We start from the raw sequence: 26,217 nt of genomic DNA, 5'->3' as shown, positions 1-26,217 counted from the left end.
CCAATCTGAAACAATGGAGAGATCCTATTATGAATGTACTCAAGGACAAAAAAGCTTGGCTGGTGTTTATTACCCCTGCCCTGCTCTTTTATTTGGGAACCGTCTTTATCCCGATTATCCAGTCACTGAATTACGGATTTCAGGATTGGAACGGAATTCAAGAAGCCAAATACATTGGGCTGGGCAACTATGTGAAATTGTTCCAGGATCCTTATTTCTGGAATTCAGTACAAAACAACTTGATTTATGTTGTCATCGTTGTGCTCATGCAGGTATTTATAGGACTGTTCTTTGCGTTATTGCTGTCGTATGTCAAGAAAGGCAGCGGTATATTCAGAACGTTGTATTACTTGCCGGCGGTTGTAGTTACTGTCGCTATCGCACAAATGTTCCGTAATTTCTATTCCTTACAACCCCTTGGCCTACTGAATATGTTCTTGCAATGGATAGGCCTGGGACATCTGCAAAGCGCATGGCTATCCGATCCAAACACGGCGTTAATTGCTGTCTCTATACCTGAGGGCTGGCGTTTTACCGGGATGTACATGGTTATTTTTTATGCCGCACTCATTGCCATTCCCAAGGAAGTGGAAGAGGCAGCCACCATTGACGGCGTTAATGGCTGGCAACTCATTCGCTATATCAAATTGCCAAGCATCAAGCATGTATTGAGCCTTGCGCTGATTATGTGTACGACCGGAGCGCTACGCGGGTTTGATATCCCTTATATTATCGGTGTACCCGGCTCGACAACCGAGTTGGTTACGACTTATATGTACAAGAAGGCATTCTCTACAATTCAATATGGTTATGGCAGTGCAATCGCCGTATTCATCGTTATTGAAAGTTTGCTTGCGGTACTAATCATTCGGACGATATTCAAATCCAGGAAAGGAGAAGCCTGATATGAGATCGAAAAAAACAGCTTTAACCCTTCTCCTGTATTTTATTGTAATTGCCATTCTGGTCATTCAGATTTATCCTGTTGTTTGGCTAATGCTGTCCAGCTTCAAATCAAGTATTGAACTGACAAACATGCCCTTCTCTCTACCAACATCATGGTCATTTTCAAACTACGCATCCGTGTTCCAGGAGAGTGATCTGTTCCTGTACATCAAGAACACAGCGATTGTTACCTTTAGCTGCCTGGCGCTAATTATTTTCTTAAGTGCAACGGCAGGATTTGCGCTCGTTAAAATGAATTTCAAGATGAACTCCAAGCTGCTATTGTTCTTTACGGTCGGAATCATGATTCCCATTCAAGTTACCTTGATTCCTCTGTTCATCATATACAAAGACTACGGACTGCTAAATTCCTATCTTGCCTTGATCTTGCCCCAGGTCGGATTCGCTCTGCCGTTGTCAATATTAATCTTCACCAGCTTTTACAGCTATGTTCCCAATGAGCTGATTGAGGCTGCCGTCATTGATGGCTGCAATATTTATCAGGTGTTCTATAAAATTATTTCACCGCTGACGATCAATACGACGGTTACAGTAGCCTCTATCAACTTTATTCTCATTTGGAACGACTTTGTTTTCTCCAACACATTCACTAATGACAAGCAGTATAAGACGATTGCTGTCGGGCTCCAAGAATTTATCGGAGCGTTTGGTGCAACGGATTGGGGCCAGACATTTGCAGCTATTTCTATCAGTATCATTCCCATTATCATTATTTACCTGTTCCTGAATAAATACGTTATGGCTGGCGTCTCTGACGGAGCAGTCAAAGGATAAAAAGAAAAAGGAGAGATCCATAATGCAATCCATGAATCAGCTTTTTGGAAGAATGAAAGGCAAGAGCAGAGCCATTACAGCGGAAAACCCGCACGGCCTGAAGGGGGAGGGCGGACAAGCCGCCGGCCCTCTGGGTGTAGCCCGAAAAGGAAAGGCGTATATTTCGTTAGCTCAGGGTGAAACAGCTACCCTGGTTGATATTGAAGGACCCGGTATAATTCAACATATCTGGATGACGGTAACGGACAAGACGGAATCAGGATGGTTTGTTTTGCGTGACCTGGTGCTGCGCATGTATTGGGACGGCGAAGAGTCTCCATCTGTGGAGGTTCCACTCGGCGACTTTTTCTGTAACGGGTTTGGCGCCAGAGCTATTGTAAATTCGGTTCCCATCGTGGTTAACCCGGTTGGCGGGATGAACAGTTATTTTGCGATGCCTTTCCACAAATCAGCCAAGATTACGGTCACGAATGAGCATCCGCAAGAACTTGAAGCATTTTTCTATCAATTTGACTATATGCTGGTGGATGAACTTCCGGAGGATACAGAATATTTTCATGCTCAATATCGCCGTGAAAATCCTACCCGGCTTAAGCAGGATTATACTATTTTAGATGGAATTAAAGGAAGAGGGAAGTACATCGGTACCTATATGGCCTGGACTTCCTTGTCTCGATACTGGTATGGTGAAGGCGAGGTCAAATTTTATCTCGATGGAGATCAGGACTGGCCAACGATTTGCGGTACAGGGACGGAGGACTACTTTGGCGGAGCCTGGGGTTTTGTCAATTACGATAACGGCAACCCCGTTGAGGAGCAGACCTATTCCACTCCATTTATGGGCTTTCCTTATTTTGCTGTAAAGGATACGACAAGGGCGCATATTTATGATGGGGCGGCCTGCCCGATGCGTGGGTTCTATCGTTGGCATATTCTTGACCCTATTTTATTCGAGGAAGATTTACGGGTTACCGTGCAGCAGATCGGGCATGACGGAAAGGCCTTGTTTGAAAGAAGCGATGATATTAGCTCTGTGAGTTACTGGTATCAGACCGAGCCTCATCAGGCATTCCCTACCCTGCCAAGCGTATTGGATCGACGCCCTCGCTAATGTACTGGTAGCCGCACTCGCAATTCAAAAGAAGCAGAGGTCCGAAAATGGCAAAAAAAAGGGTTACTTTAGTGCAAGTGGCAAAAGATGCAGGTGTATCTCCTACGACAGTTTCTCACTTTTTGAATGGAAACTTCCAAAAGATGGGCTCGGAAACTAAAGAAAAGATCAGACTCTCGATCAAGAAACTAAATTATCAAGTAAACCCGGTAGCCAAAAGCTTGATTACTGGTAGAATGCACACCATCGGGCTTATCCTGTCGGACAGCATCTACGATGGAGAAGGTTATTTTGAGGATTTATATTTTCTGCATTTTGCCAAAGTCATCAAGCAACAGCTAAAAACACTGGGCTATAAAATTATCTTGCTGGATTTCGAAGAGATCTTCATGAATATTCAAATGGTCGATGGCATTATTGTCAAAGCAACGATGGATACTGAGAAATTTATGCCCAAATTAATGGATTTTCATGTTCCGGTCATTACTATAGGACGTCATAATCTTGCTTATGGCGCTCATGTCCTGCGTGTCAACGACTACCAAAGTGGTCAACTCGGGGTTGAACATTTGTTGTCCCGTGGTTATGAGCACTTGATCATTCTCACTTATCCGCATGGCCATGTTCCTGGCTTCGACGATCGTCTGAACGGAGCTAGCGATGCGCTGCAGGAGCATGGGAAGTTGACGACGGTGATGACCGGTGATATGACAGAAGCTTTCGGATATAACACTGTTATTAATCTGGCCAAGAACAATCAGCTGCCACGGGCCCTATTTTGCCTGAACGATATCACTGCCATCGGAGCCTTAAAGGCCTGCAAGGATTTGGATCTGGCAGTGCCAGAAGAACTTGCCATTCTGGGTGTCGATGATATGCCAACAATCTCCGAGCTATTGAGCCTATCGACGATTCGACATCCTATCAATGAATTAGCTGAAGCGGCTTCCAAGCTGATGATTCAGGCAATTGAGTCAGACACGGAGCCAATTGCACTTGCCGAAGAGGTCTTCTCGACAGAACTGATGGTGCGACGCACCAGTTGATATCGGACTGTACCTAGGAGAAACACCAGAAAAAAAACGAGCGGGAGGATCGTCCTCTGCTCGTTTTTTTCTATTATATTCTGTGTACTATCCCAAGCTCTGAATGCTGCAAGCAAGATCGCCGTCCGGGAATCAATCCGGGGTGAATATAATGAAAAAAGAGGAATGATTTCCGAATAATACCGCTGGCTGCGCAGGAAAAGCAAGGCCCCGAAGATGATGCTGGCCATCAGAATGGCAGAGATAATCAGCAGGAAACGTTTATATAATATGCTGAATACAAGATGGTGCTCGCGGAGCTTATCTTTCATCCGAACCCCTTCCTTATCTTTAATGTCCGCGGCCGGTGAAAGAAACTATTCCTGCCGTTTGATTCAAAGTAGAAGGGCCTATCCCATGAAATTTGCGGATAAGCCCTTACAGAGATAGTTCAAAAAGTCGTCTTCCCAGGACGAAGCTGTTCGAGAAGTGGATTCGACGTCGAATCTTAACATCTAACCCAACAGACGTATCGAACTAAACTCTGCTGCTCCGTCTGAAACAAACAATCCAAATTGACGCCCTTTGTAGTTATACAAGCGTGAGCTAAAAGCGGTTTGGTCGTTTATATACATAACCATCACGGATTCTTCAATGAATATCTTTATTTGATACGGTGTATCCGGCATAAGCGCGATGGGGCGTTCCATCTCCACAGCATAAGGAAACATCATTCCTCCCGCCTCGTACATCCGCAGGCCGGAACGAAACTCCAGCCGGTTAAACCATGGCTCAAAACAAAGATAATACCCTTCAGCAAACTTCTCATCTACCTGTAATGCAATCCCGAAACGGGTGGGTTTCCCGGTATACCGGATCGTCGCCTCCAGGCAGCACAGCTCAGGAAGCTTACTGCCCAATAAGCTCGCGTATCCGCCTTCAGAAATGACTGAAGCGGTATTTCCTACTACATTCCACTCTCCCCGTAAAGGCTTTAATTCAACAGACTGCGGATTCTGAACGACCGATGCGACCGTATCCGGTACCGTTACGCCAAGAGTCCCATCCGGGTTTTGCAAGATTTTGTGTACAACCATCGCACCGCCCCAATCCCATGTTCGATAATCGGACCCAAGATCGGTTGGCGGATCGATTTTCCAACCATTCTCGCGGCGCGTAGGATTCCATCCGAAGATATAACGATTTTCCCCATCCGTTCCTGTCTTAGCCGCATAGAATGCACGGCCATCAAAGGTATCAACCTCCGGTCGCAGCCACGGACCATTAAGCGAACGGCTCATCCGATAGTAGGTGCAAAAACCGTCGGTATAATTAGAATATACAAGATAATACCAGTCTCCTATTTTAAAGAGATCCGGACATTCATGAGCCGATTGATGGATGGCAGGGGCATACAAAGGCTTCCGATAATCCCAATGTATAAGATCTTCAGATACACAAAGACCCACACATCCATTCCGTTCGGTTGGGGCATTCTCTCGCGCAGATAGCAGCATCCACCACTTATTTTCCTCCTCATTCCAAAAAACGTATGGATCACGCCAATCGGTTAAAGCATAAATCTCACCATCGGCTGTAAACTGATGTTCCGGTATATCTGTCCATTGTTCATAATCACTACTTACCGCATGCCGTACGTATTGTCTTTGCGGATTGTCCTCAAACGTACAGTAAAACATATGATAAACGCCATCCACCTTTATGATCGATCCCGTCCCGCCATGTATACCGCTTGGCTGTTCCTTAAATTCAAGCAAGTCAGCTGTAGTTAACCGATGCCAGCCATAGACAATATCCGATCCTTTGTAATCAGCGTTCCAATTTTTGAGATAAAATAAATCAAATTTCTTTTCTTCCTCGTTATAATAGGGGATGACATCACCGATCTTGGCATTTTCCGCCGTATAAAATAATTTCATATATTCATCTCTCCCTTTTTGGATTGATTGATGTTGTTATTGAGAGGAACTGCTTGAATCCAGCTCCGCCTGGAAGGCATCAAAGCCCTGTTGCTTTAATCGAAGTAATTCCGGCAAACCCATATCATCCAATTTTTTCAGATATGACTCCCAGTCCGTATCCACCCCGCCTTTCATAATCCACTCCGCTTTCTTGCTCTCGGCATAAGGTCTTAAATCCGTCTCAATTTGGCTGACACGAGTAATATCCTCTGCATTTAAATATACCGATGGATAATAGTAGTCGCTCTTGATGTGAGGCGCATATATCGTACGGATCATTTCAACGCGCTCTGCTGTATTGCTCTGCATATTCACATACTTGCCATAATAATCAGCCAAAACTGCAAATGAGCCGCGGATGTTTTGTTTAGCACTTAATGAGTAATAAGACTTGCCCTCAGGGATCGGCTGAAATTCAAAAGTGCCATCATCTTTTTTCTTTAAAATATTGAAATTGTTAGGATCGTCATAAGTTCCAAAAACATTCTGGATCGACTGAAGCGGCTCAAACATTTTATCTAACCATACCGCAGTAAGGGCAGGGTTAGAATTCGTACTGGTAATGGCGGTAACTCCCATGTCAAATGAATAGTAGTTTTGTCTGGGCACATTCACGGTTCCATCCGGTCCCTGGAGAGGCGGCAAGGGAACATAGTCTTGCGGATTTGGTACCATCGCAGCTTTATCCCACATGAAGAACAGGCCATAACGCCCCCCCTGTCCTTTGGAAATATAAGTACCGTCAGACTGGGTAAACGCCTCCGGATCAATCAATCCTTCGGCATATAACTTATGCAGCCAGTTTACCCCTTCTTTAAAATCTTCCTGGGCGAGCGTATATATGACTTTCTTATCATTAGTTACCATATAATGATCCATATTTTCCCCAGATCCAAATGATCCCAGCAAAATACCCGGGTCTTCATTGACCTGATTAAGCCGAAATGACATCGGTATGACGTCCTGGCGACCTTCAGGATTTTTCTCTTTAAACGCTTTCAAAACCGCTTCCAATTCATCCGTTGTCGCAGGCATAGGAAGATTCAATTCATCCAACCATTTCTTATTGATCCAAGGAATCGCGCCGATTACATTATGAGCTTCTTTGTCACGAGCCGTCTCTTCTATAAAAGGAAGTGTATAGATATGTCCGTCAGATGCAGTAATCGCCGCTCTCACCTCAGGTCTTTGTTCCAAAATTTTAGTGAGATTGGGCATATATTTCTCGATCAATTCCTCTAACGGAATGAAAACTCCCTGTTTGGCGTAATTGAGCACATCATACTGCCCAATATACATATTGGTGACAACGTCAGGCAGATTGGATTTGGAAAGCGCTAGTCTCATTTTCTCCCCCCACTGCTCATCGGGGTACACTGTCCACTTCACACGGACATTTGTTTCTTCCTCAAGGCGCTGAACCAGTCTCTTTTCATTGAAATCCTTCGGAGAATCTGCTGATGCATGAGTAAGAATACGGATAGTTTCTGTGTTTTCCAACGGAAATTTGATGTCAGAAGCATCTTGTAAAGCGGAGTTGGTTATATTCTTGTTGTTATTGCATGCAGACAGAACTCCGATGGATAGAATTCCGGCCATCGCAAGAATAGCAAGTTTAGGTAATGATCGTTTTTTCATATTTTACCTCCTTAAGCATTCTCTTTTATTACCCTTTGATTGAACCAACCATGATCCCTTTGTCAAAGTACTTCGTGAAGAAAGGATACATAACCAGTAACGGTAAGCTGGAGATTACAATGGTAGAATATTTAAGGAGTTCGCCAAGCTTAGCAGCATCCGCAACACTCTCTGCGTCTGTCATCATTCCGGATTGAATCGTATTCTGGACTAGGATAGAGCGAATAATCAGTTGTAACGGCTGGAGATTTTGATCTTCAAGATAAAGCATTGCTTCAAAATAGCTGTTCCATTGCCAAACAAATTGATACAAAACAAGTACTGCAATAATCGGTTTACAAATCGGCATCATAATACGAATAAAGTAATGAAGATCGGAAGAACCGTCCATTTGCGCTGCATCTCGCAGTTCGTTTGGAAGTCCCTGGTAATAAACACGGGCAAGAATGATGTGCCAGACATTAATTGCGTTTGGCAAAATTACAGCCAAGGGAGAGTTGATCAAGTTCATTTTTTCGATCAGCAAGTAGGTCGGCATCAGACCCCCGCCAAAAAACATGGTAATCACAAACAACGTGTTAAAGAATTTCCTACCCATAAAATCTTTGCGTGAAAGTGGATAAGCCGCTAATAGAGTAACTGTTACAGATACGACGGTGAACCCGATGGAATAAGCAATCGAGTTGACAAAACCACGCCACATCATTTCATCGCCCAGTACTCGCTTATAACCAAGCAGGTTCCACTTGGAAATATCAAAGGTAATCCCCCTGTTCGCCAAGGTAACCGGATCCATAAATGAGGCAATCAATACATATAGAAGTGGTCCAACAATTAACGTCACAAATAGCCCAAGTAAGAGAAAGCCGAAATATAGAAATATTTTTTCATTCAAGCTTAAATATTTATCTGTGTTATTGCCGTCTGCAACCGCTGCTTTCATCGACACACCCCCTTTTATAACCCTTCATTATTATTCAGTTTTGAAACAATCTTATTGACAGACAACAGCAGAATAATATTGATGACCGAATTAAACAGATCAACAGCCGTAGAGTATCCGTAGTCACCCATATTAATACCGATTTGATACACATAGGTCGGGATAATCTGACTGGTTGCCAAATTTAAATCCGTTTGCAGCGCTAATGACTTCTCGAAGCCAATGCTCATGATATGTCCTGCCGAAAGAATAAACTGAATAATCATAATAGGTTTCAAAGTAGGCAATTCGATATGTTGAATACGTTTCCATAAACTTGCACCATCAATTTTGGCGGCTTCGACTAAATCCTGACTGACTCCAGACAATGCGGCGGTATAAATGATAGATGCCCATCCAGCTGACTGCCATATACCGCTTGCAATGTAAATCGTACGGTACGCCGAAGGTTCGGCCATAAAGTTGATTTGCGTACCGAAAAACTGATTAATCGGACCAACAGGAGACAGGAACACGAACACCATACCAGCCAGAACAATTATCGAAATAAAGTTGGGCGCATAAATGAATAACTGAATCTTCGAGCGAATACCCCTACTTCTGATTCTGGCAAGCAAGAGGGCCAGGATTATCGGAGGAAAGAAACTCCACAGTAAATTATAAACGCTGAGTTGCAAGGTGTTCCCAAACAAACGCCAAAATTCAGTTGAGGAAAGAAAGCGGCTGAAGTTATCCAGCCCGACCCACTCGCTTCCAAGCAGTCCTCTAATTCCGCTATAATCTTGAAATGCTATCAAAATACCGCCCATCGGGAGATATTTAAAAACAACAAGCAGTATGAAAGCCGGCATCATAAAAATAAGATAAAGCTGCCAATTCAACCTAACATATAATCCAAAGCGCACAAACCAATTTTTATCTCGCACAGCTATCAGCTTTTTCACCCCTTGAATTATTAGTGCTAACGGGTTCCGTATCCATCTTGTTCCTCAATATGTCCGATTCATCCGAGCCTCCTTTCACCCCACAGAAAGCGATTACAATTTTACATTTTATTCATTTGTTTAGTTTACAATTTAACAAACACCCATTATCATGTCAACATATTTTTTTGCTTTTTTGTTAAAATACCTTTAATAAAAATGTAAAAATCACTTGATATAGCAATTTTTGTTTTCATAATCAATAGTTATCATTAAGAATGAAAAAATATACATTTACATTTTATGCATAGTTCAAAAATTATGCACACTTTTTATCTCCATTCTTGACATCTATTGCTTCAGTTGTTTTTACTTTTCTATATGCTAAAATACAATTGTAAACAAAACATTAGGTTTACGTGTTAATCTAACTTCATCTTAAGGAGAGAATTAAAATAAATAAAAAGAAGGTTACTGTTCAAGACATTGCCGATTCGCTTGGTCTTTCCCGTAACACTGTTTCCAAAGCGCTGAATGGGACAGGCAAAGTTCCTGACAAAACCCGCAATGTCATTTTAAAAGCTGCTAAAGAGATGAAATACAAAAAGTTTGCCTTACTTGATTCAGATACAGCACATAAATCTGTAACTCCTAATAAAAATATTGCCATGATTACCCGCCTGATGCCGAACAAAGTTCACTTTGCTTCCATGCTGCTTACCACTTTCGAGAAGGAACTCAGTCAACATGGGTATTCACTAATGATTCACATTTTACAAGACAATGACATTCGTTCGTTGGCACTTCCACCTACACTTGATCCCCAAAAAATCGACGCGATCATTTGCGTTGAATTATTTGACTCTGAATATAGCAAAATGCTTTGTTCACTAGGGAAGCCCGTTTTGTTTACTGACACTTTCTATGAAGAATCCCATCATGATCTTTCGGCGGACATCTTGATGATGGAAAACCGATATAGCATTAGCAAAATGGTTCAAGGTATGATCAAAAGAGGAGTAAGCAGGATTGGATTTGTAGGAGATCGCTATCACTGTCTTAGTTTTTACGAACGATGGGAAGGATTTTGTCATGCGTTGGCTTCATCCGGGCTGCCAGTCGATGAATCCATTTGTATTATTGACAATGATGCGCTCTACTGGGAAAACGAATGGCTTGCCAATAAAATAAAAGATTTATCTCAGTTACCTGAAGCCTTTGTATGTGCCAACGATTATCTTGCTGTTCAACTAATTACTACTTTAAAGAAAATGAATATTGAAATTCCAGGAAATGTTATGGTTTGCGGATTCGATAATGCTCCAGAAGCAAGTATCATAGACCCTCCACTTACTACAGTACATATTCCTTGTACCGAAATAGGGTTATTAGCCGCCCAAAAGCTATTGGCACGGATTCAAAACCCCAAACTCCCTTATGAGATATCTTATATTCGCACACAGATCATTTTTCGGGAATCAACTGAAAAAAAACTGCCTGGCGGAAGGGCCAAATCATACGACGATACCGGCACCTGAACGGGTGCCGGTTTCGCAAGAGCAAATGGAAGACCTTTGTATAAATTGAGGAATGGGTGCTGCCCCTCAGTTTCCTTCATCCCCAAGCTTCAAGTGGTTCAAGCGTTCATTTAACGCAACCGGCTTATACGCATCACTCGTTCCTCGCTCCTGATACCAGTAAACGGTAGCGGCATATAAACAGCAGTTGCCCGGCCCCCAGTGATTCCCTTTATATTTCTCCATAAAGCCTTCAAAAGAGCTCATGAATGGAATATTGTCGCCAATGTGGAAGCGGCTGACCGAGGTATGTCCGTTCGCATCTGGTTCTATAAACGGCTGATTGGCGTAAGCACTGTCGAACATCGGGAACGGCGGTTCGGCCGCCCAGGCATAACCGATATAATCCTCGCTGCCCGTTCCGAACGTGGATGGAAAGGACTCGCCATCCACAAAAAATTTTTCGTCCCCTTCTCCCCACCACCAGTCGATCGTTTTTCGGTCCCATTTCCCGTACCACCAGGTTTCGGCCTCCTCGGCCGGCTTCTCCCAGGTATTGTTTACATGCAGGTGGACGCCGCAGAATCTTCCCCGGCCTTTCGCCAGCAGCAAAGGCCAATCCGGCCAACGATCCCCTTCTTCCTCGTATCGCTTCACATCCAGATCCAGGTACTCATCCCGGTGCCATTTGGCATGAAAACGCAGAAGGTTTTCCGCATGAGACTTAGGTAGAGATGTAAACCGGATCTCCGCCGTAATCTCGCATGCTTCCGTCCCTTCATTTTCAATCTCGATCCTCGCGCCTTCCGAGAACGGCATGTACCAATTACTGTACATTTCATGCTCATTCATCCCAAGGGGCAGAGAGCGGTACGGCTTGATCCCGGGCGCGCTGCCAAAAAAATCACCCAATGGGGCCCATACTGAAGGGTCTGTTTCATGGTCCCATTTCATCGACAGAGTTAATTGTCTGGCCAACACCCGCTGCTGTTCCTCGCTTTTACGTCCCAGGTCCGTCCTGATTCGGATCATGGAGATCGCGCCGGCCCCTTGTTTATCAAGAAGCACCGCTTTATCGCCTGCCGGTACCGTTACCGTAACGGTTTCGTCAGATAATCCTTCCTCCTTCATCAAAGAATAGGTTCCCCTTCGCTGTAATACCCGGTCTGCTTCCGCCAGCGCAATGGCCGACTCCTTGTCGAAGCTGCCGTCAAAGGATGGCAAAATGGACCCGGCAGGAAAGACAGTGTATGTGATGTGATAATAAGCCCCCCAACCTTTATCCAGCAGCACCTTGCAATGCTGTTGAAAGGGAATGGGAATAAAGCAGTTTCTGCCTCGGGATAACGTAGGCGACAGATTCGGAAAATTGGCCGGTGGCCCTTCTTGATTAAATTTTTCAAAATAATCGCGAAAAGGCTGATCGATTACAGGGGTATCCGAGTGATCTATAAAAATCCGGATATGGCCCTCTTCGGGAAGCGCGGACCAGACTCTCCAGATCACACCGGGTCCGTCCAGCTCCATAGCAATGATGCTGTCCCCTTCCTTGCGAATAAAGCCTCCCCCATCATCATTGGCTCCCCAGTTCTCGTACAGGCCTGTCTCGGCATTATAACTAGAGCTTCGGTCAAAACTGGAGAAGCAGCCCGCTTTCTCGCCGAGCTGCGGTGGCACTGCCAGCGCCTCGAGGTCGTATAATCTCTTCACGAGGTCTTGATAGGAATAAGATTGTGGTTGCGTTGAATTCATGTCAGAATCTCCCTTCTTGCCAGATCGGCTTCATATCCCATATTTCCAGCGAGGTGACAGTCAGCTTGCCGTCACCACAAATTTCAAGCCCCATAGCATCCTTACGGCTTGGATACACCCGGGTCGTCAGGCTTTTCAATCCGTTGGCATAAGCTTCGACCATGGAACGGTCCAAATAAATGTGCAGCTTCAGATTCTCACACGGCAGCTCCAGCTTACCGCCCTGAATCCCTCCGCATTTTTCCTTCGGATGTAACGTCGTTTTTGTCCGGTCAACCCGGAGCATCGATTGATTGGCATCATAATACAACCGTGTTTCTTCCATCCCATCCGGGGTACACCGGAGCTTGATTCCGAATTGCCGGGCACCGTCCGGCTCAATTTCCAATTGAATCTCAAGCATGTCGCCTTGAATCTCCCGGAGCCGTTCATTCGCCTCAGCGAGTGACTTATTCTGAAGAGATAGCCGTTTCTTCCCGCGCAGCGATTGCAATTCCTCAATGGGTTCGATTCCTAATCGTCCGTCATCCCTTAAATACACGCTTAGCGGCAAGCCGCCGTTATGGGCCCAACCCGACTGGTATTCCAGCTCGGGCGTCCGGTCGCCTTGGGCGATCGTAAAGATGATCTTTCTGCCGGTTTTCGGATCTACCATTCCGCTTGGGCCGGTAAAGTGGAAATCACCGACATCGATCAATTGCGGCTCCTCCTGATCGGGAACAAAGGTTAGATTTTGCTTGTCAAGCTGGCCGATCCAATAAAACACCTCGACATCCGCCCCCTTCCCCACCGGGCTGACCAGCAGAAGGTGCTTGCTCCCTCCTTGCTTGTTGGGGCCAAGCGGAAGCAGCACGGGAAGCTCCCATATAGGCCCAAGATAAGGAAACCTCTGCAGATCCGCTTGATAAAACGGCCCTTTGTACGTCCAATTCAGCATATCCTTTGAGGCAAACGCCAAGGCGGCCCCGCCTTCGCCTTCGATTCCAGATCCGACCAGGGCATACCAGCCGTCATCGTCCTGCCAAACAAAGGGATCCCGGAAATCGCCGAAGGCGCCCATGCCCTGCTTCTGCACGATCAAAGGCTCCGGATGCTTCACCCAATGCACCAGATCCGAATCTCCATCTTGAGTATAAGTGCTGCGGGCAAGCGCCACGCTTTGGTTTGGCGAAGCGCTGTCATTTCCCGCCGTAAAGAACAAGACAGGCAGGCCATCGGCATCATAAGTCGCGCTTCCCGACCAGATTCCGTCCGGCGCAAGCTCATCCTTCTCCGGCGCGAGCGCCACGGGAAGGTCGCGCCAATGCACCAGATCTTCGCTTACCCAATGTCCCCAGTGGATATGATAAAAGAAGGGCCCTAGCGGGTTATGCTGATAGAATAGATGATATTTCCCTTCAAAATAAATTGGCGCATGAGGTTCATTCATCCAGTGGGCTGGCGGGCTGACATGGTATTGCGGCCGATGCCGATCCGAGAGCAGCGGTGTCCGGTCAAGCTTGATCTCATTATACTGTAAGGAAGGATGGACACCTCCGTGGGCCGTATCCAGTACTTCCTGATAAGAGGCGGCTACTTCCTCCGCGCTTAGAACCCGATGATAGAGCTTAAGCTCATCGATCATTCCGCTAAACATGTGCAGGCTGAATGCTCTCACCAACTGGCTGCCATGGTTGTTTTTGCCGATAAGCAGCTCCGTGCCCGACGCCTCGGCCAGACGGGAACCGCGCGGCACGGGAGACGAAGCGATTTCGCGGCCATTCAAATACAGCTTCATTTCGCCCCGGTATCCATCGAACACCGCACTTACGTATGACCATTCATTTTTGGGCAGCTCATAGCCGTCAGGGGACCAAAGCTCTTTCCATTCGCCGCCTTCCAGCCCGAGTTGAAACGACCAAGCGCCGTGACGGAACATGCCAAGCAGATATCCCTGCTTGCTCTCCCGGTTGTAGCGGTTTACGATCGCGGCCAGCTTGCCGCCTTCCCCCCATTCATACGAACGGGGCGCTACCCATACTCCAATACTTAGCTCTGTGAGGAATGCTGACTCGCCATCTGAATTATCCTCATTTAACGAATGGGCAACATAAGTCGAGTACCCGTCGAACAGGAGCCCGCTGCCCAATACGCCCTGTCTCCATTGCGGATCGCGTGGCTCGGCAAACTCCGCATGCTTAAATACGTATTGAATATCATCCCGAGCTTGGGACAAACTCTCCAGAGCGCTGTCCCCTCTTCCTTCGTCGAAAGCCCAATACATTACTGGCCCCCGCTTGGCGGTTAATGGACTCACACGTCACTCCCCCTTGAAGACTGCTCGGCGGCACCATTAGGAAATGGAACGGATTTAAGCGAATGCATATGAAATGAGTTCAATACAACCCGCCCCGAATGGGTGCTTATCCCAACACTTTCGAGCGGAGCATCAGGGAAAAGTTGATCCGTTAGCGCAACGAGCCCTTCATTCGCATATACCTCAACCGAATTGCGATCCAGCCAGATATGGAGCTTGATTTGTCCATGGTCCGGTGCCAGCCTCGCCCCATGCTCGCAGGCGAACAACGGATGGAAATCGGTCAAGCCCGAGCTTGAGCGGTCAATGAATATCCTCTCGCGCTCAGCGTCGTAACCAATCCTCGTTTCGCTCTCCCCGGAGGATTTCAATTTAATGAGAACTCCATTCCCGTACCGGAGATCGATGTCTGCTTCAATTTCCAGGAGTTCCCCGTTCGTCTGCAGCGTGAACGGCTCCTCCGGCATCACGGTGACATGCTCCCGGCTCACCGAGGCTTCACGCAGTTGTTCGACCTCCCGAACCGGCATTTGCGTCAGCACGATGTCCTCGTCACGGCTCGTCAACGACAAGGCCCGAGGCAATGTCATTGCGCCTCTCCAGGCTCCGGTCGGCGTCTCATTCGCATATTTCCAATTGCTCATCCATCCGATCAGCACACGGCGGCCGTCTTGCTCAGGCATATCCGACCAGGTCACGCCCGCATAGTTGTCTCGGCCATCATCCAGCCACAGAATCCGCTCAGCCGGATGGTCATTGATGAATGTATTTCCGTCGAACTCGCCGATAAAATACTGCGTGCGCGACCCTTCCGGAACGGACGGATTATCCCCAATGCTGATGATCAGCACCCATTTGGAGCGTCCGCTGTCACCCACAGGCAATGCAAAGAGATCCGGGCATTCCCACACACCGTCATGCGAGCCCTCCCCTTTGCCGAATTCACCGGTCTGTGTCCATTCAATTAAATTGGTCGATCCATAAAAACGGGCATGGTCTCCCGCTACAATCACCATCACCCACCGCTCGCTTGGCGAATGCCAGAACACCTTCGGATCCCGAAAGTCGATCAGGGACTCGTCGACGAGAACCGGGTTCCCCTCATATTTGTGCCAGGTTCGGCCTTTGTCGCTGCTGTAAGCCAAGCTCTGCCGCTGGCGAGATTGCCCTGTCTTGGGGCAGGTGTCCGCATGGGTGAAGATGGCAACCAGGCCATGCGAACCTTCAAACAGTCCGCTGCTGTTATTCCAATCCACCACACAACACCCGGAGAAAATAGCCCCGTGTTCATCCGGGAACAAAGCGATCGGCCGATGCTCCCAATGGATCAAGTCCGGACTGGTCGCATGTCCCCAATGCATTGGTCCCCATTGATTGCTAAAGGGATGATACTGATAAAACAGATGGTATTCACCCTCGTAAAACACTAACCCGTTCGGGTCATTCATCCAATGAGATGGAGGTGAAAAGTGAAACCCTGGTCTGAATTTATCTTCATCCTGCCGCTTATTGGATTCAGCCATTTGATTATTTTTATCTGTCGTAAGCATAAGTTAAAGAGCATCCTTTCGTATCGCCATAGTCTGATATTTACTTAAATTGCGCATTGTAGCGGTCCAGGCCCGCTTGATAAATTTCCATCAATTCGTTCAGACCCATTTTCTCGAGCGTTGCGACGTAGCTATCCCAGCTCTGCTCCACACCACCGTCAACAATAAATTTGCCTCTTTGAGTGTTAACATATTTCAGCAGTTCAGGCTCAATTCGATTAATTCGATCCAGTTCATCCGGCTCAAAGAAGATGCTCGGATAGTTCTCTTTTTCCATATAAGGATCGTAGTACTTCTCCAAATCTTTCACGCGTTGCTGGGCCCGAGGCTCCAAATCTACGACCTTCCCCAAATCTTCAATGGTTATAACACCCGGCCCCCCGGCCCCAGGCGCCACTTGCTGCCGAAATTCACCGGCAGAGGTCCCCTCAGGCAATGGCAAATTGACCAATTTTCCGTTTTCATCCTTCTCAAACACAATATCTAACGGTCCCCAGTGAATTTGCGCAGCCAGATACGGCTCATACTGCTGATCGATCCATCTCATTGTAATTTCGGGATGGCGGTTTTCTTTGGTGATGACGAAGGCGCCTCTTGCTGGTCCTCCACCATTCCCACGACCGATGGATTGATGCCCGTTTGGACCCTTAAGCGGGGACAGCAAGGCATAATCCTTCCCCCTATCTGAGCCAACAACCTCTTCTACTTCCCACCAGATATAAGACCCAAGCGTGACTTCAGGTGATTTTCCTTTGGCCAGATACTGAGCCGCATCCTGGGTGAAAGATTCAGGATCGATCAGACCTTGTTTATACCATTTCTCATGAAAATAGGTTAAGGCCTCCTTGTACTCTGGCTGCACAGCGGTGAAAATCACTTTGCCGTCACGTACAATCCGATGCTCCATATTATCCGGCATTCCAAAGGCGCCAAAGATCCCGGCAATATCCATGCACCATTGCATATGCATAAAGCTTAACGGAATTTCATCAGCTTTGCCGTTCCCGTTCGGATCCTGGGTTTTAAAGGCTACTAGCGCTTCTGTATATTCATCGAGGGTTTCAGGCATCTTTAATCCCAAGTTATCCAGCCATTTTTTATTAATTACGTGAAAGAAGGGGTTCGTTCCGAGATTATTTTCCTCCCATGATGGCAGACCAAAGATATGTCCATCAGGTGTTGTGATCGCTGCTTTAATGTCAGGCCGGCGTTCAAAAAGCGCTTTCAAATTTGGTGCATACGCTTCAATAAGCTCCTCCAGCGGAATGATTGTACCATCCTGCCCATAATTAATTAGCTCGTAATCCGAAAATCCCGCAGCATAGAAGGCATCAGGTAGATTTCCACTAGCCAACAGCAAGTTTTTCTTCTCTGCATAATCCGTATCCGGAATGTTCTCCCACTCAATATTTACATTGGTTTGCTGCTCCAGGCGTTTAAATATCTCCATTTCAGAATACACGGGGGCCAAGGCAGCCTTGGGAGATACCATTCTTAAAGATACCTTTTCGTTTACAATGGGTAGACCCGTTTTGTTAAAGTTTGCATCCGGTTCTGATTTTTTTGCCTGGTTGCTTGCGCTATCTCCCGTACATCCGCTAAGCAGCAATGCACCAACCAGCATAAGAACACCTGCACCTGTGAATAACGACTTCATATATTCCCCTCCCTTTGATCATTCCGCAAGCTGAATTTCCTCACCGCGTTCTGCTTCATGAATCTGAATTTATGCACCACCTCCCTCAAAGCAAACGTTAGCATTATCCCTTAATGGAGCCAATCATGACGCCTTTAACAAAGTACTTTTGGAGAAATGGATATAAAATCAATAACGGAAGTGAAGAGACGATAATAACACCATATTTAATCAATTCAGTAACTCGCATCTTTGCCGCATAGGATTCCACGTCAATCATCATGCCGGAACTGACTTGATTCTGTACAAGGATATTGCGCAATACCAATTGAAGCGGATACTTGCTCTCATCATTTAAATAAATCAAAGCATCGAAAAACCCGTTCCAGAAGCCAACGACATGATACAGCACCATCACTGCAATAATCGATTTGGACAAAGGCAACACCATACTCCAAAAAAATCGGGTGTTCGAGCATCCATCCATTGAGGCTGCCTCCCACATCTCATCAGGGAGAGTAGACTGAAAAAAGGTTCTTACAATAATGACATTGAAGATGGCGCCTGCTCCCGGAATAACCAGCGCCCAAATCGTATTGAGCATATGCAGATCTTTAATTAGCAAATAAGAAGGAATTAAGCCCCCACTAAAAAACATAGTGATCAGTAAAAACCACATGATGACCGATCTTCCGATTAAGTCCTTGCGAGCTAGCGGATAAGCGGCAAATAGGGTAACCGCAACGCCGATCAGGGTACCTACGACTGCATAGAGAATGGAGTTGGCATAACCCAGCCAGATCGAAGAGTCATTAAAAATCCGTTCATAGCCATCTAGCGTAAACCCCTTGGGATACAGCCATACTTCTCCGGCATAAATCAGATTGGGGTCGCTGAATGAAGCAACTAATACAAAATAAAGCGGAAATAACACAAGCAGCATGATGATGGTTAGCAGCAAATAATTGACGGTGTCAAACAGGATATCTCCCTTGCTTTTTCTCTTCAATATTCGGTTCAAGATAATCCCTCCTACCACAAGCTGGTCTCCGTTAGTTTTTTGGCAATCCGGTTGACGGTAACAATCAGAAGGATATTGATGATGGAATTAAACAGCCCTACCGCTGTAGAAAAGCTATATTGTGCTTTTTGAATCCCCTGTTCGTACACATAAGTCGGGATAATATTGGAGGTAGCATAGTTTAGATCGCTCTGCATCAAGAAAGCTTTTTCAAAGCCAATACTCATGATGTTCCCAAGTGCAAGAATAAGCAAAATCACAATGGTAGGTAAGATGCTCGGGATATCTACATACCATATTCGCTTCCATTTGCTCGCTCCGTCCACAATGGCGGCTTCATGAAGCTCAGGGTTAACACCTGCCAGGGCAGCCAGATAGATAATCGTGGAGAATCCGGTTTCCTGCCAAATTCCGGACAAAACGTAGAGAGGGCGGAACCAGCCCTCGTCAGCCATGAACAGAATTGGCTCCCCGCCAAAGAAGGCAATGAGATGGTTAACTATTCCGCTATTGGGTGACAAGAAAACATGAAGCATGCCAACCAGCACTACGGTAGAAATAAAGTGTGGCGCATAAATAACCGTTTGGATAAATTTCTTGTACCGTTTGCCCATCATTTGATTGAGCATAATGGCGATGATGATCGGGGCCGGAAAGCTGAATATGAGCGACATAAAGCTTAATATCAGCGTGTTGTTGATAATGTCCCAGAAGTTATAAGAGTTGAAAAAATCGATAAAGTGTTGGAAGCCTACCCATTCACTGCCCCAGATGCCCAAACTCGGTGAAAAATCCTTGAAGGCGATCTGCACGCCATACATCGGGTAATACCTGAATACAAGATAGACGATCATGATAGGCAGCAGGAAGAGATACAATTCGTAGTTTCTTTTTACTTGGATCCATGTTTTACGTTTTACCTTGACTACAGATTGATCAGTGCGGCTTGAATTCATCTTTTCTACCCCTTTCTATACCGCATTAAGAGTTGGAAACGTTTCCAATTTATTAAAAGAAAAACGTCATGAATGATGATGTTTTTCTCATAATCTGAAATCGTAAACAAGGAAATAATCAAGTGGTTTCACCAGGTCTAAATGAAACAGGAAAACAGTACACCTCTTGATCCAATGTCTCGCCTTCAATCTTTCTGAAGAGAAGCCGGATTGTGTTGCGAGCCATCTCCTCTACAGGCTGCCGAATCGTTGACAATATCGGATGAAAATAGGGATGATCCTGAATCCCGTCATAGCCAATAACTTTAACATCCTCTGGAACACGAATTCCTCGTCGCTTGGCTCTTTCTATATATTTGGCTGCAAACATATCAGTAATAGCAAAAATCCCGTCGATATCAAGATGCTGATCCAAAAATGGTTCAAAATAGGCTTCATCGTTCACTACAGGATCGGGCTTCTGATAGATTACATAATCTACCCCTAATGCCCGTGCCTCATCAATAAATCCCTCTCTCCTCTTCATCGTTTCACTGTATACAGAGGTGACGCTTCCCAAAAATGCAGGCTTTCTGGATCCTGCTCTGACCAGCTCCCTTAATGCAAGGCGTCCCCCTTCATAGTTATCCGAAGTAACACAAGTGATCTTTTTACTAAAATGTCTGTCAATGCTCACAATAGGAATATCCATGCTTACATTACTTTCAATGTCGTTGTACGTAATCCCCACAATGCCAGCTACTTTATTCTGGCGAAGCATATCCAAATAATACAATTCCTTCTCAGGCTTGCCTCCACTATTGCATAACATTAATTTGAAGCCTTCACGGTCCAATTCGTCCTCAATGTAATAAGCCAACTCCGAAAAAAAGGGGTGCCAGATACTTGGGAGTAGTAAAGCAACCATTCTCGATCTGCGCATTTTAAAATTTCGGGCAATTTCATTTGGCGTATAATTTAATTGTTGTATGGCTTCTTCAACTTTTCTGCGTGTATCCGGCTTGACAGCGCCCGAATTATTAATGACACGAGAAACAGTCCCCACAGCCACACCCGCCAAGGTGGCCACATCTTTAATACTTGGCAATCTGCCCCCCCATTTCATCATTTGATGAGGTTATGATACCATCATTTTGGAAACGTTTCAATGGTTTTTTGAAACCGCTTACCAAACAATTTAGCTTGTTTTGAATTGTCGCGTTAATACAAAGGGCACGCAAGCATGGAATTTTCCAGCTTGCGTGCCCTTTGCTGAACAATACACCCTGAAGGGGTGTATTTAAACCTTTGCTTCTCCCCTCGCATCAACGTCCAACTCGGAAACGACTTTCTTATAAACCCGCCCCTCATTTGGACCATGAAGCGGATTCCATACCTGAGCAAAAAACGGCTCCCGCTTTGCACGTTCACTGTAATTCCAGCTCTCTCGTTCACACACCGGGCAGAAATGTCCACCCTCCAGCACCAGCTTGGGACTAGCAGTGAAGGTATGCCCGAAGGCACATTTAAAGTCAAGCTTGCTTCCCCAATCTCCGGTAGTCATATGGTCAGAGAGACACTCTCCACCGCGGAATTTCGCAGCCCCTTGCATATCCTCCAGGTTTAGTTGCGATGCCGGCTTATCCTCATCATATCCATGGTCGAGCTTGATCACTTTCTTCCACTCGGTAAACTTCTTCATGTCGGACAGCTTTGCGGGAATTTCCTCCCAGTTCTTCTTGCTTCCCCAGAAAGCATCAATGCTCTCTATATCATTATCCTCGATAAAACGGATCGTTCCCCGCTTCTTGACAGCCTGTTTTTTCAATGTACGCTTGATTAGCGAGCCCATCAGTTTTTGGCCTCCTGGAAGCTTGGTAATGACTTTGGCCACAGGCACAAGCGCTCCCAAATTATCCATGTAGGTCTGGTAAAAGTATTCCATCGAGTCCGTGCGGAAATGCAGATAATTCTCAAGCTTGTCAGAATCCAGATAATATTGTCCATGAAAATTGCGCGTGGCATACCATTTCGGGTTGAGTACATAGTCGAGATTAGTAATCCCAAGCTTGCCGTACAGCACCTCATACATCTCCAGCGTGCTGACCCGGCAGCTCTCTCCTCCGCCAATATTGTAGATATGCTGCCAGAAGTCTTTGTCCAGTGTTCCGTCAATTTCCTTTATGCACAAATTTCGCATCAGGCGGCCGGAATCCCGGTCAGATACATATTCGAGTACATTTTCCAAACAATTGTGGAACATAATCGGATCTTGTATCTGACTCATCGTTGGTCCCATAATCCCGGTCTGACGGAGACATACCCAGTAAGTCAGCCCGGATTCAATCACCATGCGTTCGGCAGCAATTTTCGACACTGCATAGTAGTCAAACACACTTGGCTTGATCGGGTCTCCCACTCTTCCCCAGTGAATTGGCGGCATACGATCCCCTGTCTCAGCGATCGTACCGATAAATACAAACCGTATCTCCTGCTCACGCCCACTTTGCTTGATAGCAGAAACAATATTTTTGGCCGATCCGTAATTAATTCTCATCGCTTTCTCTGGAAACTCATCGGCAGCAGGAGATACGAAAGCTGCGATGTGCAGAATGATGTCGGTATCCTTAACACAGTCAAAAACCAGGTCGTAGTCCAGCAAATCGCCATAGACAACCTTCACTCCAGCCATTCCTTCATAAGGGCCCAGCTTTTTTCGACTGTTATCATTATCCAGATCAAAGAGAATCAATTCGCATTTCTCTAATTCATTCTTCATCAGCTTCAACGTTTCACTGCCCATACCACCTGCAGCTCCTGTAATTAGCACGCGCTTTTTATTCATAATGTTATTCACCTTCACTATACATGTATTGACAAATTTATTGTCTACCTTCACAATACAGACACGGTGTCTATTTTACAACCATCAGTTCATTCTGATCTGTCGTAGTCTAGACACTAATAAATAATCTGTTGATTTATATAAAAATTTATTAAATTTTTATGTTTGAAAGAGGTGCGCCCGTAATGAATCAACGCGAACGACTGACCAAGCTGCTGCTGAAGCAAAGCCTGATCAAGCTGCTGAGAGACAGAAATATTAGCAAGATCAGTGTCAAGGAGCTATGTAACTCCGCTGACATCAATCGCTCCACCTTCTATTTGCATTATGCCAATGTATATGAACTGCTCAGTCAAGTGGAGAAGGAAATCATCGATAACACTCATGAATACTTGGCAAAAATTGAAGCCCATGACCACGACATCAGGTATATACTTGCATTTCTGGATTATATCAAGAAAAATGATGAGCTGTTTACCATTATGCTGTTCAAGACAAATGAGCCCGTATCATTCGCACAGCGATTAATTAATGAAGTGTTGCTAAATATTGATAGCTACCTCCAGCTTAGTGTACCTGAAAAAGTAAAACCTTATACTTATGCATATTTGGTCAATGGATGCCTGGCTATTATACAAGAATGGATCCGTGAAAATTACAGCTTATCCAGCAATGAGGTGGCACAGCTTATCTTCTCTTTGGCGGATCATTCCCTGATCGCTTTCAGTCATATAGAAGGAACTTAGGCAGCTTGCCCAATCACATTTTTCGCACCGATAATTAGAACCGGCTGTTGCTCTTCCGTAAAAGCAGAGCCGGTTCTGCAAGAATGGCAAATTAAAAAGGGCATTTCTAAAAGCTCCAAAGAACCTTTTCCTGAAAACTTCATGAAAAAGGCAGCATCTATCATCAATAATCCCCCTCAAAAAAACAGATTTTTGAGGGGGACTTGCAAGTAGAGTCTATTCCTTCTTTTCTTGCATGGCATTGTTTTGCTTCCGTAATGTTCCGATAACTTCATCATATGGAACTCCAACAAATGGGGATTGAATAAATGCCTTCTCGCCTTCTGAATATAATCCGTTCAAATTGATTTGCCCAGTTCCTGTATTATCATCTTTGGTTGCGTCTCGCGCTGGATCAACATATTTTACAAACCAACTGTCCAGCTCCCATTTCATCCGAAGAATACGATCTTGATGATCTTGATGATCTGCCAGATTAGTGCTTTCCAGCGGATCCTTCTCCAGGTCGTAAAATTCGTTTGGACCATGCGGATAGCAATGGATATATTTCCAACGCTTGTTGCGAATCATCCGAACCGGTCCATATTCACTGAAGACGATGACCGGTCTGTCTTCTGACGATTCTTCATTCTTCTCGGTCCGTGGACGAAAGCTGGTGCCAGGCAGCTTGTTCAGAGCTAATCTTTGTTCATCAGTAAGCTGCAATCCGAGCAGATCAACCAGTGTGGGGAAAATATCATATTGACTGAGTATTTGATCACTGACTCGTTCGGTCGGCAGCAGGCCAGGGCATGACATGATATACGGAACCTTCACAGAAGTATCATACATATTCTGTGGATAGGTGCCATTGCCTTTCCCCCAAATTCCGTGATGCCCCATATTCATCCCGTTGTCCGAGGTGAAAATGACCAGCGTGTCATCAAGTATCCCCTGTGCTTCCAGCTCCATGATAAGATGACCGATGCCTTCATCCATAGCCGTAATGGAACCGAAATATCCCCTCAGCATTTCTTTTCGCAACAATTCCGGGTCTGTTTCACTATTAGGGTCGAACGAAATATAAGGAGACTCCGAGGTGAGGATGGAATTCGGATGCATGGGCAGGTTGGGAACGGAGCCGAATTCACTGTCCTTGTAAACATCCAAGACCTCTTGCGGATGACTGGATATGCTCCAGGGACTATGCGGCGCAACATGATGAACCGAAATATAGAACGGTTTGTCTCCTTGCCTGGCGTCTGGCGCAAGCTTCTTAATATATTCAATTGCTTTGTTCGTGATCATGTCCGTTGCATATTTGTCGCCGACTATAACCTCACCGTTCTCGATAAATTTAGGCCGCAGGTAAGGGGAATAACCATACGGGACAGTAAACCATTCGGAAAATCCGTGTTGCGGCTCAGCACTGTTTCCTAAATGCCATTTCCCGCTCAATGCGCAGGTATACCCGTTTTGGGCTAAAATATCCGTATAGGTGAGCTGATTCTCAAGATAATTGATGGGGACCCGTTCAGCGCTGTATGCTGCTTTATCGACTAATTCCGGATACTTGACCGGATCGATATTCCCGCCGGCAATCCAGTCGACAACGCCATGTCCTGACGGAATATTTCCTGTCATGATAGAAGCTCTGGCCGGCGAGCATACCGGCGAGGCGCAGAAGAAATTATCAAATCGAATGCCATCCTTGGCCAAACGGTCCAGATTCGGTGTCTTTATCTCGCTATTCCCGGCACACCCCATTGCCCATGCACCCTGATCGTCAGTTAAAATGAAAACAACATTTTTACGTTTTGCACGATTACCGCTCACTGCCGCGAACCCCTCTCCTTAAAATTTTTTTATTGCAGTTTGTAACAAAACGGGTGTTCACCCCCGCGAGCTTTATACATATTTTTTGAGCTCCTCACGAACGACTATATAACCATTAATGTTTATATGGAGTCCGTCATACGTAAAGCCGGGATTAAGTTCCCCCTCCGCATCCGTTAATCTGGGGTAAAGGTCAATGAAGCTCAGGTTCATCTCGGAGCAGATTTTACGCAGACCATCATTCACTTGACAGATGGCCTCGTTTGTTCGAATTCCAACCATCGGGAATACGGATTCACTAAACTCGCTGCTTCGATTGACCGGGTAAACGGATTGAACAAATACAACTGCTGCTGGCAATTTTCTTTTTATTTGCTGACATATCTCCACGATAGAGGACACAATTTCTTGCGGGTGGCTTCCATTATTCAAATCATTCGTACCGATTAACAGAAACACCTTCTCCGGCTCCAGACTAAAAACAAGTTCCTCGAGCCCGTTCTTGACATCATCCGTGCGATATCCGTTGATCCCTCTATTAAACATCGGCGCCTTGCAGATCAGCATCTCATGGATCGGAAAACCTGCAGTTATGGAATCACCAGCGAACACAATTCCGCCCTTCTTGGCGATCCGATTCAAATCAACAAAAGATTTCAACTGTTGCATTTGCTGCATATGAAGAATTTGCATTCCAAATTCTAATAACTTTTCTGGACTTTCCATGTTTAGATCTCCTTAC

Annotated in this window: 21 protein-coding genes and 1 pseudogene; 7 read left to right on the top strand and 15 right to left on the bottom strand. The window is 45.6% G+C overall.

Annotated features, from left to right (window positions below; translation table 11 throughout):
• Nucleotides 1-29 precede the first annotated feature (29 nt).
• From C557_RS0111420 to C557_RS0111405, 4 genes are read left to right on the top strand one after another with little or no spacing between them, the layout of a single operon-like run.
• On the top strand, nt 30-905 hold the full coding sequence (locus C557_RS0111420) for a carbohydrate ABC transporter permease (protein WP_018751998.1): 876 nt from the start codon (nt 30-32) through the stop codon (nt 903-905).
• A gap of 1 nt (nt 906) precedes the next feature.
• The gene (locus C557_RS0111415) at nt 907-1,740 is read left to right on the top strand and encodes a carbohydrate ABC transporter permease (protein ID WP_018751997.1); all 834 of its coding nucleotides are present in this window, start codon (nt 907-909) and stop codon (nt 1,738-1,740) included.
• A gap of 22 nt (nt 1,741-1,762) precedes the next feature.
• Nucleotides 1,763-2,851 carry a glycoside hydrolase family 172 protein gene (locus tag C557_RS0111410; protein ID WP_018751996.1) on the top strand — a complete coding sequence of 363 codons (1,089 nt, stop codon included), beginning with the start codon at nt 1,763-1,765 and terminating at the stop codon, nt 2,849-2,851.
• A gap of 47 nt (nt 2,852-2,898) precedes the next feature.
• Nucleotides 2,899-3,897, top strand: a complete 999-nt coding sequence (locus C557_RS0111405) for a LacI family DNA-binding transcriptional regulator (RefSeq protein WP_026263425.1) — start codon at nt 2,899-2,901, stop codon at nt 3,895-3,897.
• A 494-nt stretch (nt 3,898-4,391) separates the two neighbouring features.
• Here C557_RS0111405 and C557_RS0111400 read toward each other — a convergent pair whose 3' ends face one another.
• From C557_RS0111400 to C557_RS0111385, 4 genes are read right to left on the bottom strand one after another with little or no spacing between them, the layout of a single operon-like run.
• Nucleotides 4,392-5,816: a glycoside hydrolase family 32 protein gene (locus tag C557_RS0111400; RefSeq protein WP_018751994.1), complete on the bottom strand. Its 1,425-nt coding sequence runs from the start codon at nt 5,814-5,816 to the stop codon at nt 4,392-4,394.
• 36 nt (nt 5,817-5,852) lie between these two features.
• On the bottom strand, nt 5,853-7,496 hold the full coding sequence (locus C557_RS0111395; RefSeq protein WP_018751993.1) for an extracellular solute-binding protein: 1,644 nt from the start codon (nt 7,494-7,496) through the stop codon (nt 5,853-5,855).
• A 28-nt stretch (nt 7,497-7,524) separates the two neighbouring features.
• Nucleotides 7,525-8,439: a carbohydrate ABC transporter permease gene (locus C557_RS0111390; protein ID WP_018751992.1), complete on the bottom strand. Its 915-nt coding sequence runs from the start codon at nt 8,437-8,439 to the stop codon at nt 7,525-7,527.
• Between the two features lie 14 nt (nt 8,440-8,453).
• Nucleotides 8,454-9,383 (bottom strand): ABC transporter permease, encoded by a 930-nt coding sequence (locus C557_RS0111385; RefSeq protein WP_018751991.1) that lies wholly within the window; start codon nt 9,381-9,383, stop codon nt 8,454-8,456.
• A gap of 428 nt (nt 9,384-9,811) precedes the next feature.
• Between C557_RS0111385 and C557_RS25685 the strand changes: the two are divergent.
• A pseudogene (locus tag C557_RS25685) lies at nt 9,812-9,955 on the top strand (LacI family DNA-binding transcriptional regulator); the annotation flags it as partial.
• The gene (locus tag C557_RS23395) at nt 9,956-10,900 is read left to right on the top strand and encodes a substrate-binding domain-containing protein (RefSeq protein WP_018751990.1); all 945 of its coding nucleotides are present in this window, start codon (nt 9,956-9,958) and stop codon (nt 10,898-10,900) included.
• Between the two features lie 66 nt (nt 10,901-10,966).
• On the opposite strand, the gene C557_RS0111375 is transcribed toward C557_RS23395, so the two are convergent.
• The 8 genes from C557_RS0111375 to C557_RS0111340 all read right to left on the bottom strand — a co-directional run bounded on the left by C557_RS0111375 (nt 10,967) and on the right by C557_RS0111340 (nt 22,914).
• Nucleotides 10,967-12,631 carry a glycoside hydrolase family 172 protein gene (locus C557_RS0111375; RefSeq protein WP_018751989.1) on the bottom strand — a complete coding sequence of 555 codons (1,665 nt, stop codon included), beginning with the start codon at nt 12,629-12,631 and terminating at the stop codon, nt 10,967-10,969.
• Nucleotide 12,632: 1 nt separating this feature from the next.
• Nucleotides 12,633-14,894 (bottom strand): GH32 C-terminal domain-containing protein, encoded by a 2,262-nt coding sequence (locus tag C557_RS0111370; protein ID WP_085979056.1) that lies wholly within the window; start codon nt 14,892-14,894, stop codon nt 12,633-12,635.
• Between the two features lie 29 nt (nt 14,895-14,923).
• Nucleotides 14,924-16,477 carry a glycoside hydrolase family 32 protein gene (locus C557_RS0111365; protein ID WP_018751987.1) on the bottom strand — a complete coding sequence of 518 codons (1,554 nt, stop codon included), beginning with the start codon at nt 16,475-16,477 and terminating at the stop codon, nt 14,924-14,926.
• Nucleotides 16,478-16,517: 40 nt separating this feature from the next.
• Nucleotides 16,518-18,134, bottom strand: coding sequence for an ABC transporter substrate-binding protein (locus C557_RS0111360; protein ID WP_018751986.1), 1,617 nt, complete (start codon nt 18,132-18,134; stop codon nt 16,518-16,520).
• Between the two features lie 103 nt (nt 18,135-18,237).
• Nucleotides 18,238-19,134, bottom strand: coding sequence for a carbohydrate ABC transporter permease (locus C557_RS0111355; protein ID WP_018751985.1), 897 nt, complete (start codon nt 19,132-19,134; stop codon nt 18,238-18,240).
• A gap of 11 nt (nt 19,135-19,145) precedes the next feature.
• Entirely contained in the window at nt 19,146-20,090 is a 945-nt protein-coding gene (locus C557_RS0111350; RefSeq protein WP_018751984.1) for an ABC transporter permease, read from the bottom strand.
• A 118-nt stretch (nt 20,091-20,208) separates the two neighbouring features.
• Entirely contained in the window at nt 20,209-21,177 is a 969-nt protein-coding gene (locus tag C557_RS0111345) for a LacI family DNA-binding transcriptional regulator (protein WP_018751983.1), read from the bottom strand.
• Between the two features lie 192 nt (nt 21,178-21,369).
• The gene (locus C557_RS0111340) at nt 21,370-22,914 is read right to left on the bottom strand and encodes an NAD-dependent epimerase/dehydratase family protein (RefSeq protein ID WP_018751982.1); all 1,545 of its coding nucleotides are present in this window, start codon (nt 22,912-22,914) and stop codon (nt 21,370-21,372) included.
• 185 nt (nt 22,915-23,099) lie between these two features.
• Between C557_RS0111340 and C557_RS0111335 the strand changes: the two genes are divergently transcribed.
• On the top strand, nt 23,100-23,660 hold the full coding sequence (locus C557_RS0111335; RefSeq protein WP_018751981.1) for a TetR/AcrR family transcriptional regulator: 561 nt from the start codon (nt 23,100-23,102) through the stop codon (nt 23,658-23,660).
• Here the strand turns inward: C557_RS0111335 and C557_RS24965 are convergent.
• From C557_RS24965 to C557_RS0111320, 3 genes are all read right to left on the bottom strand, one after another.
• Nucleotides 23,657-23,824 carry a hypothetical protein gene (locus C557_RS24965; RefSeq protein WP_018751980.1) on the bottom strand — a complete coding sequence of 56 codons (168 nt, stop codon included), beginning with the start codon at nt 23,822-23,824 and terminating at the stop codon, nt 23,657-23,659. The genes C557_RS0111335 and C557_RS24965 overlap by 4 nt on opposite strands.
• A 52-nt stretch (nt 23,825-23,876) precedes the next feature.
• A complete protein-coding gene (locus C557_RS23390; RefSeq protein ID WP_240472954.1) occupies nt 23,877-25,475 on the bottom strand; it encodes a sulfatase family protein in 1,599 nt (532 codons plus the stop codon).
• A 72-nt stretch (nt 25,476-25,547) separates the two neighbouring features.
• Nucleotides 25,548-26,201: a GDSL-type esterase/lipase family protein gene (locus C557_RS0111320; RefSeq protein WP_018751978.1), complete on the bottom strand. Its 654-nt coding sequence runs from the start codon at nt 26,199-26,201 to the stop codon at nt 25,548-25,550.
• Between the last annotated feature and the right edge of the window lie 16 nt (nt 26,202-26,217).

The sequence above is a fragment of the Paenibacillus sanguinis 2301083 = DSM 16941 genome, from assembly GCF_000374825.1.
GTDB classification, from domain to species: Bacteria; Bacillota; Bacilli; order Paenibacillales; family Paenibacillaceae; genus Fontibacillus; species Fontibacillus sanguinis.
Note: the sequence above shows the minus strand (reverse complement) of the source record. Positions and strands in the feature narration are given on the sequence as shown.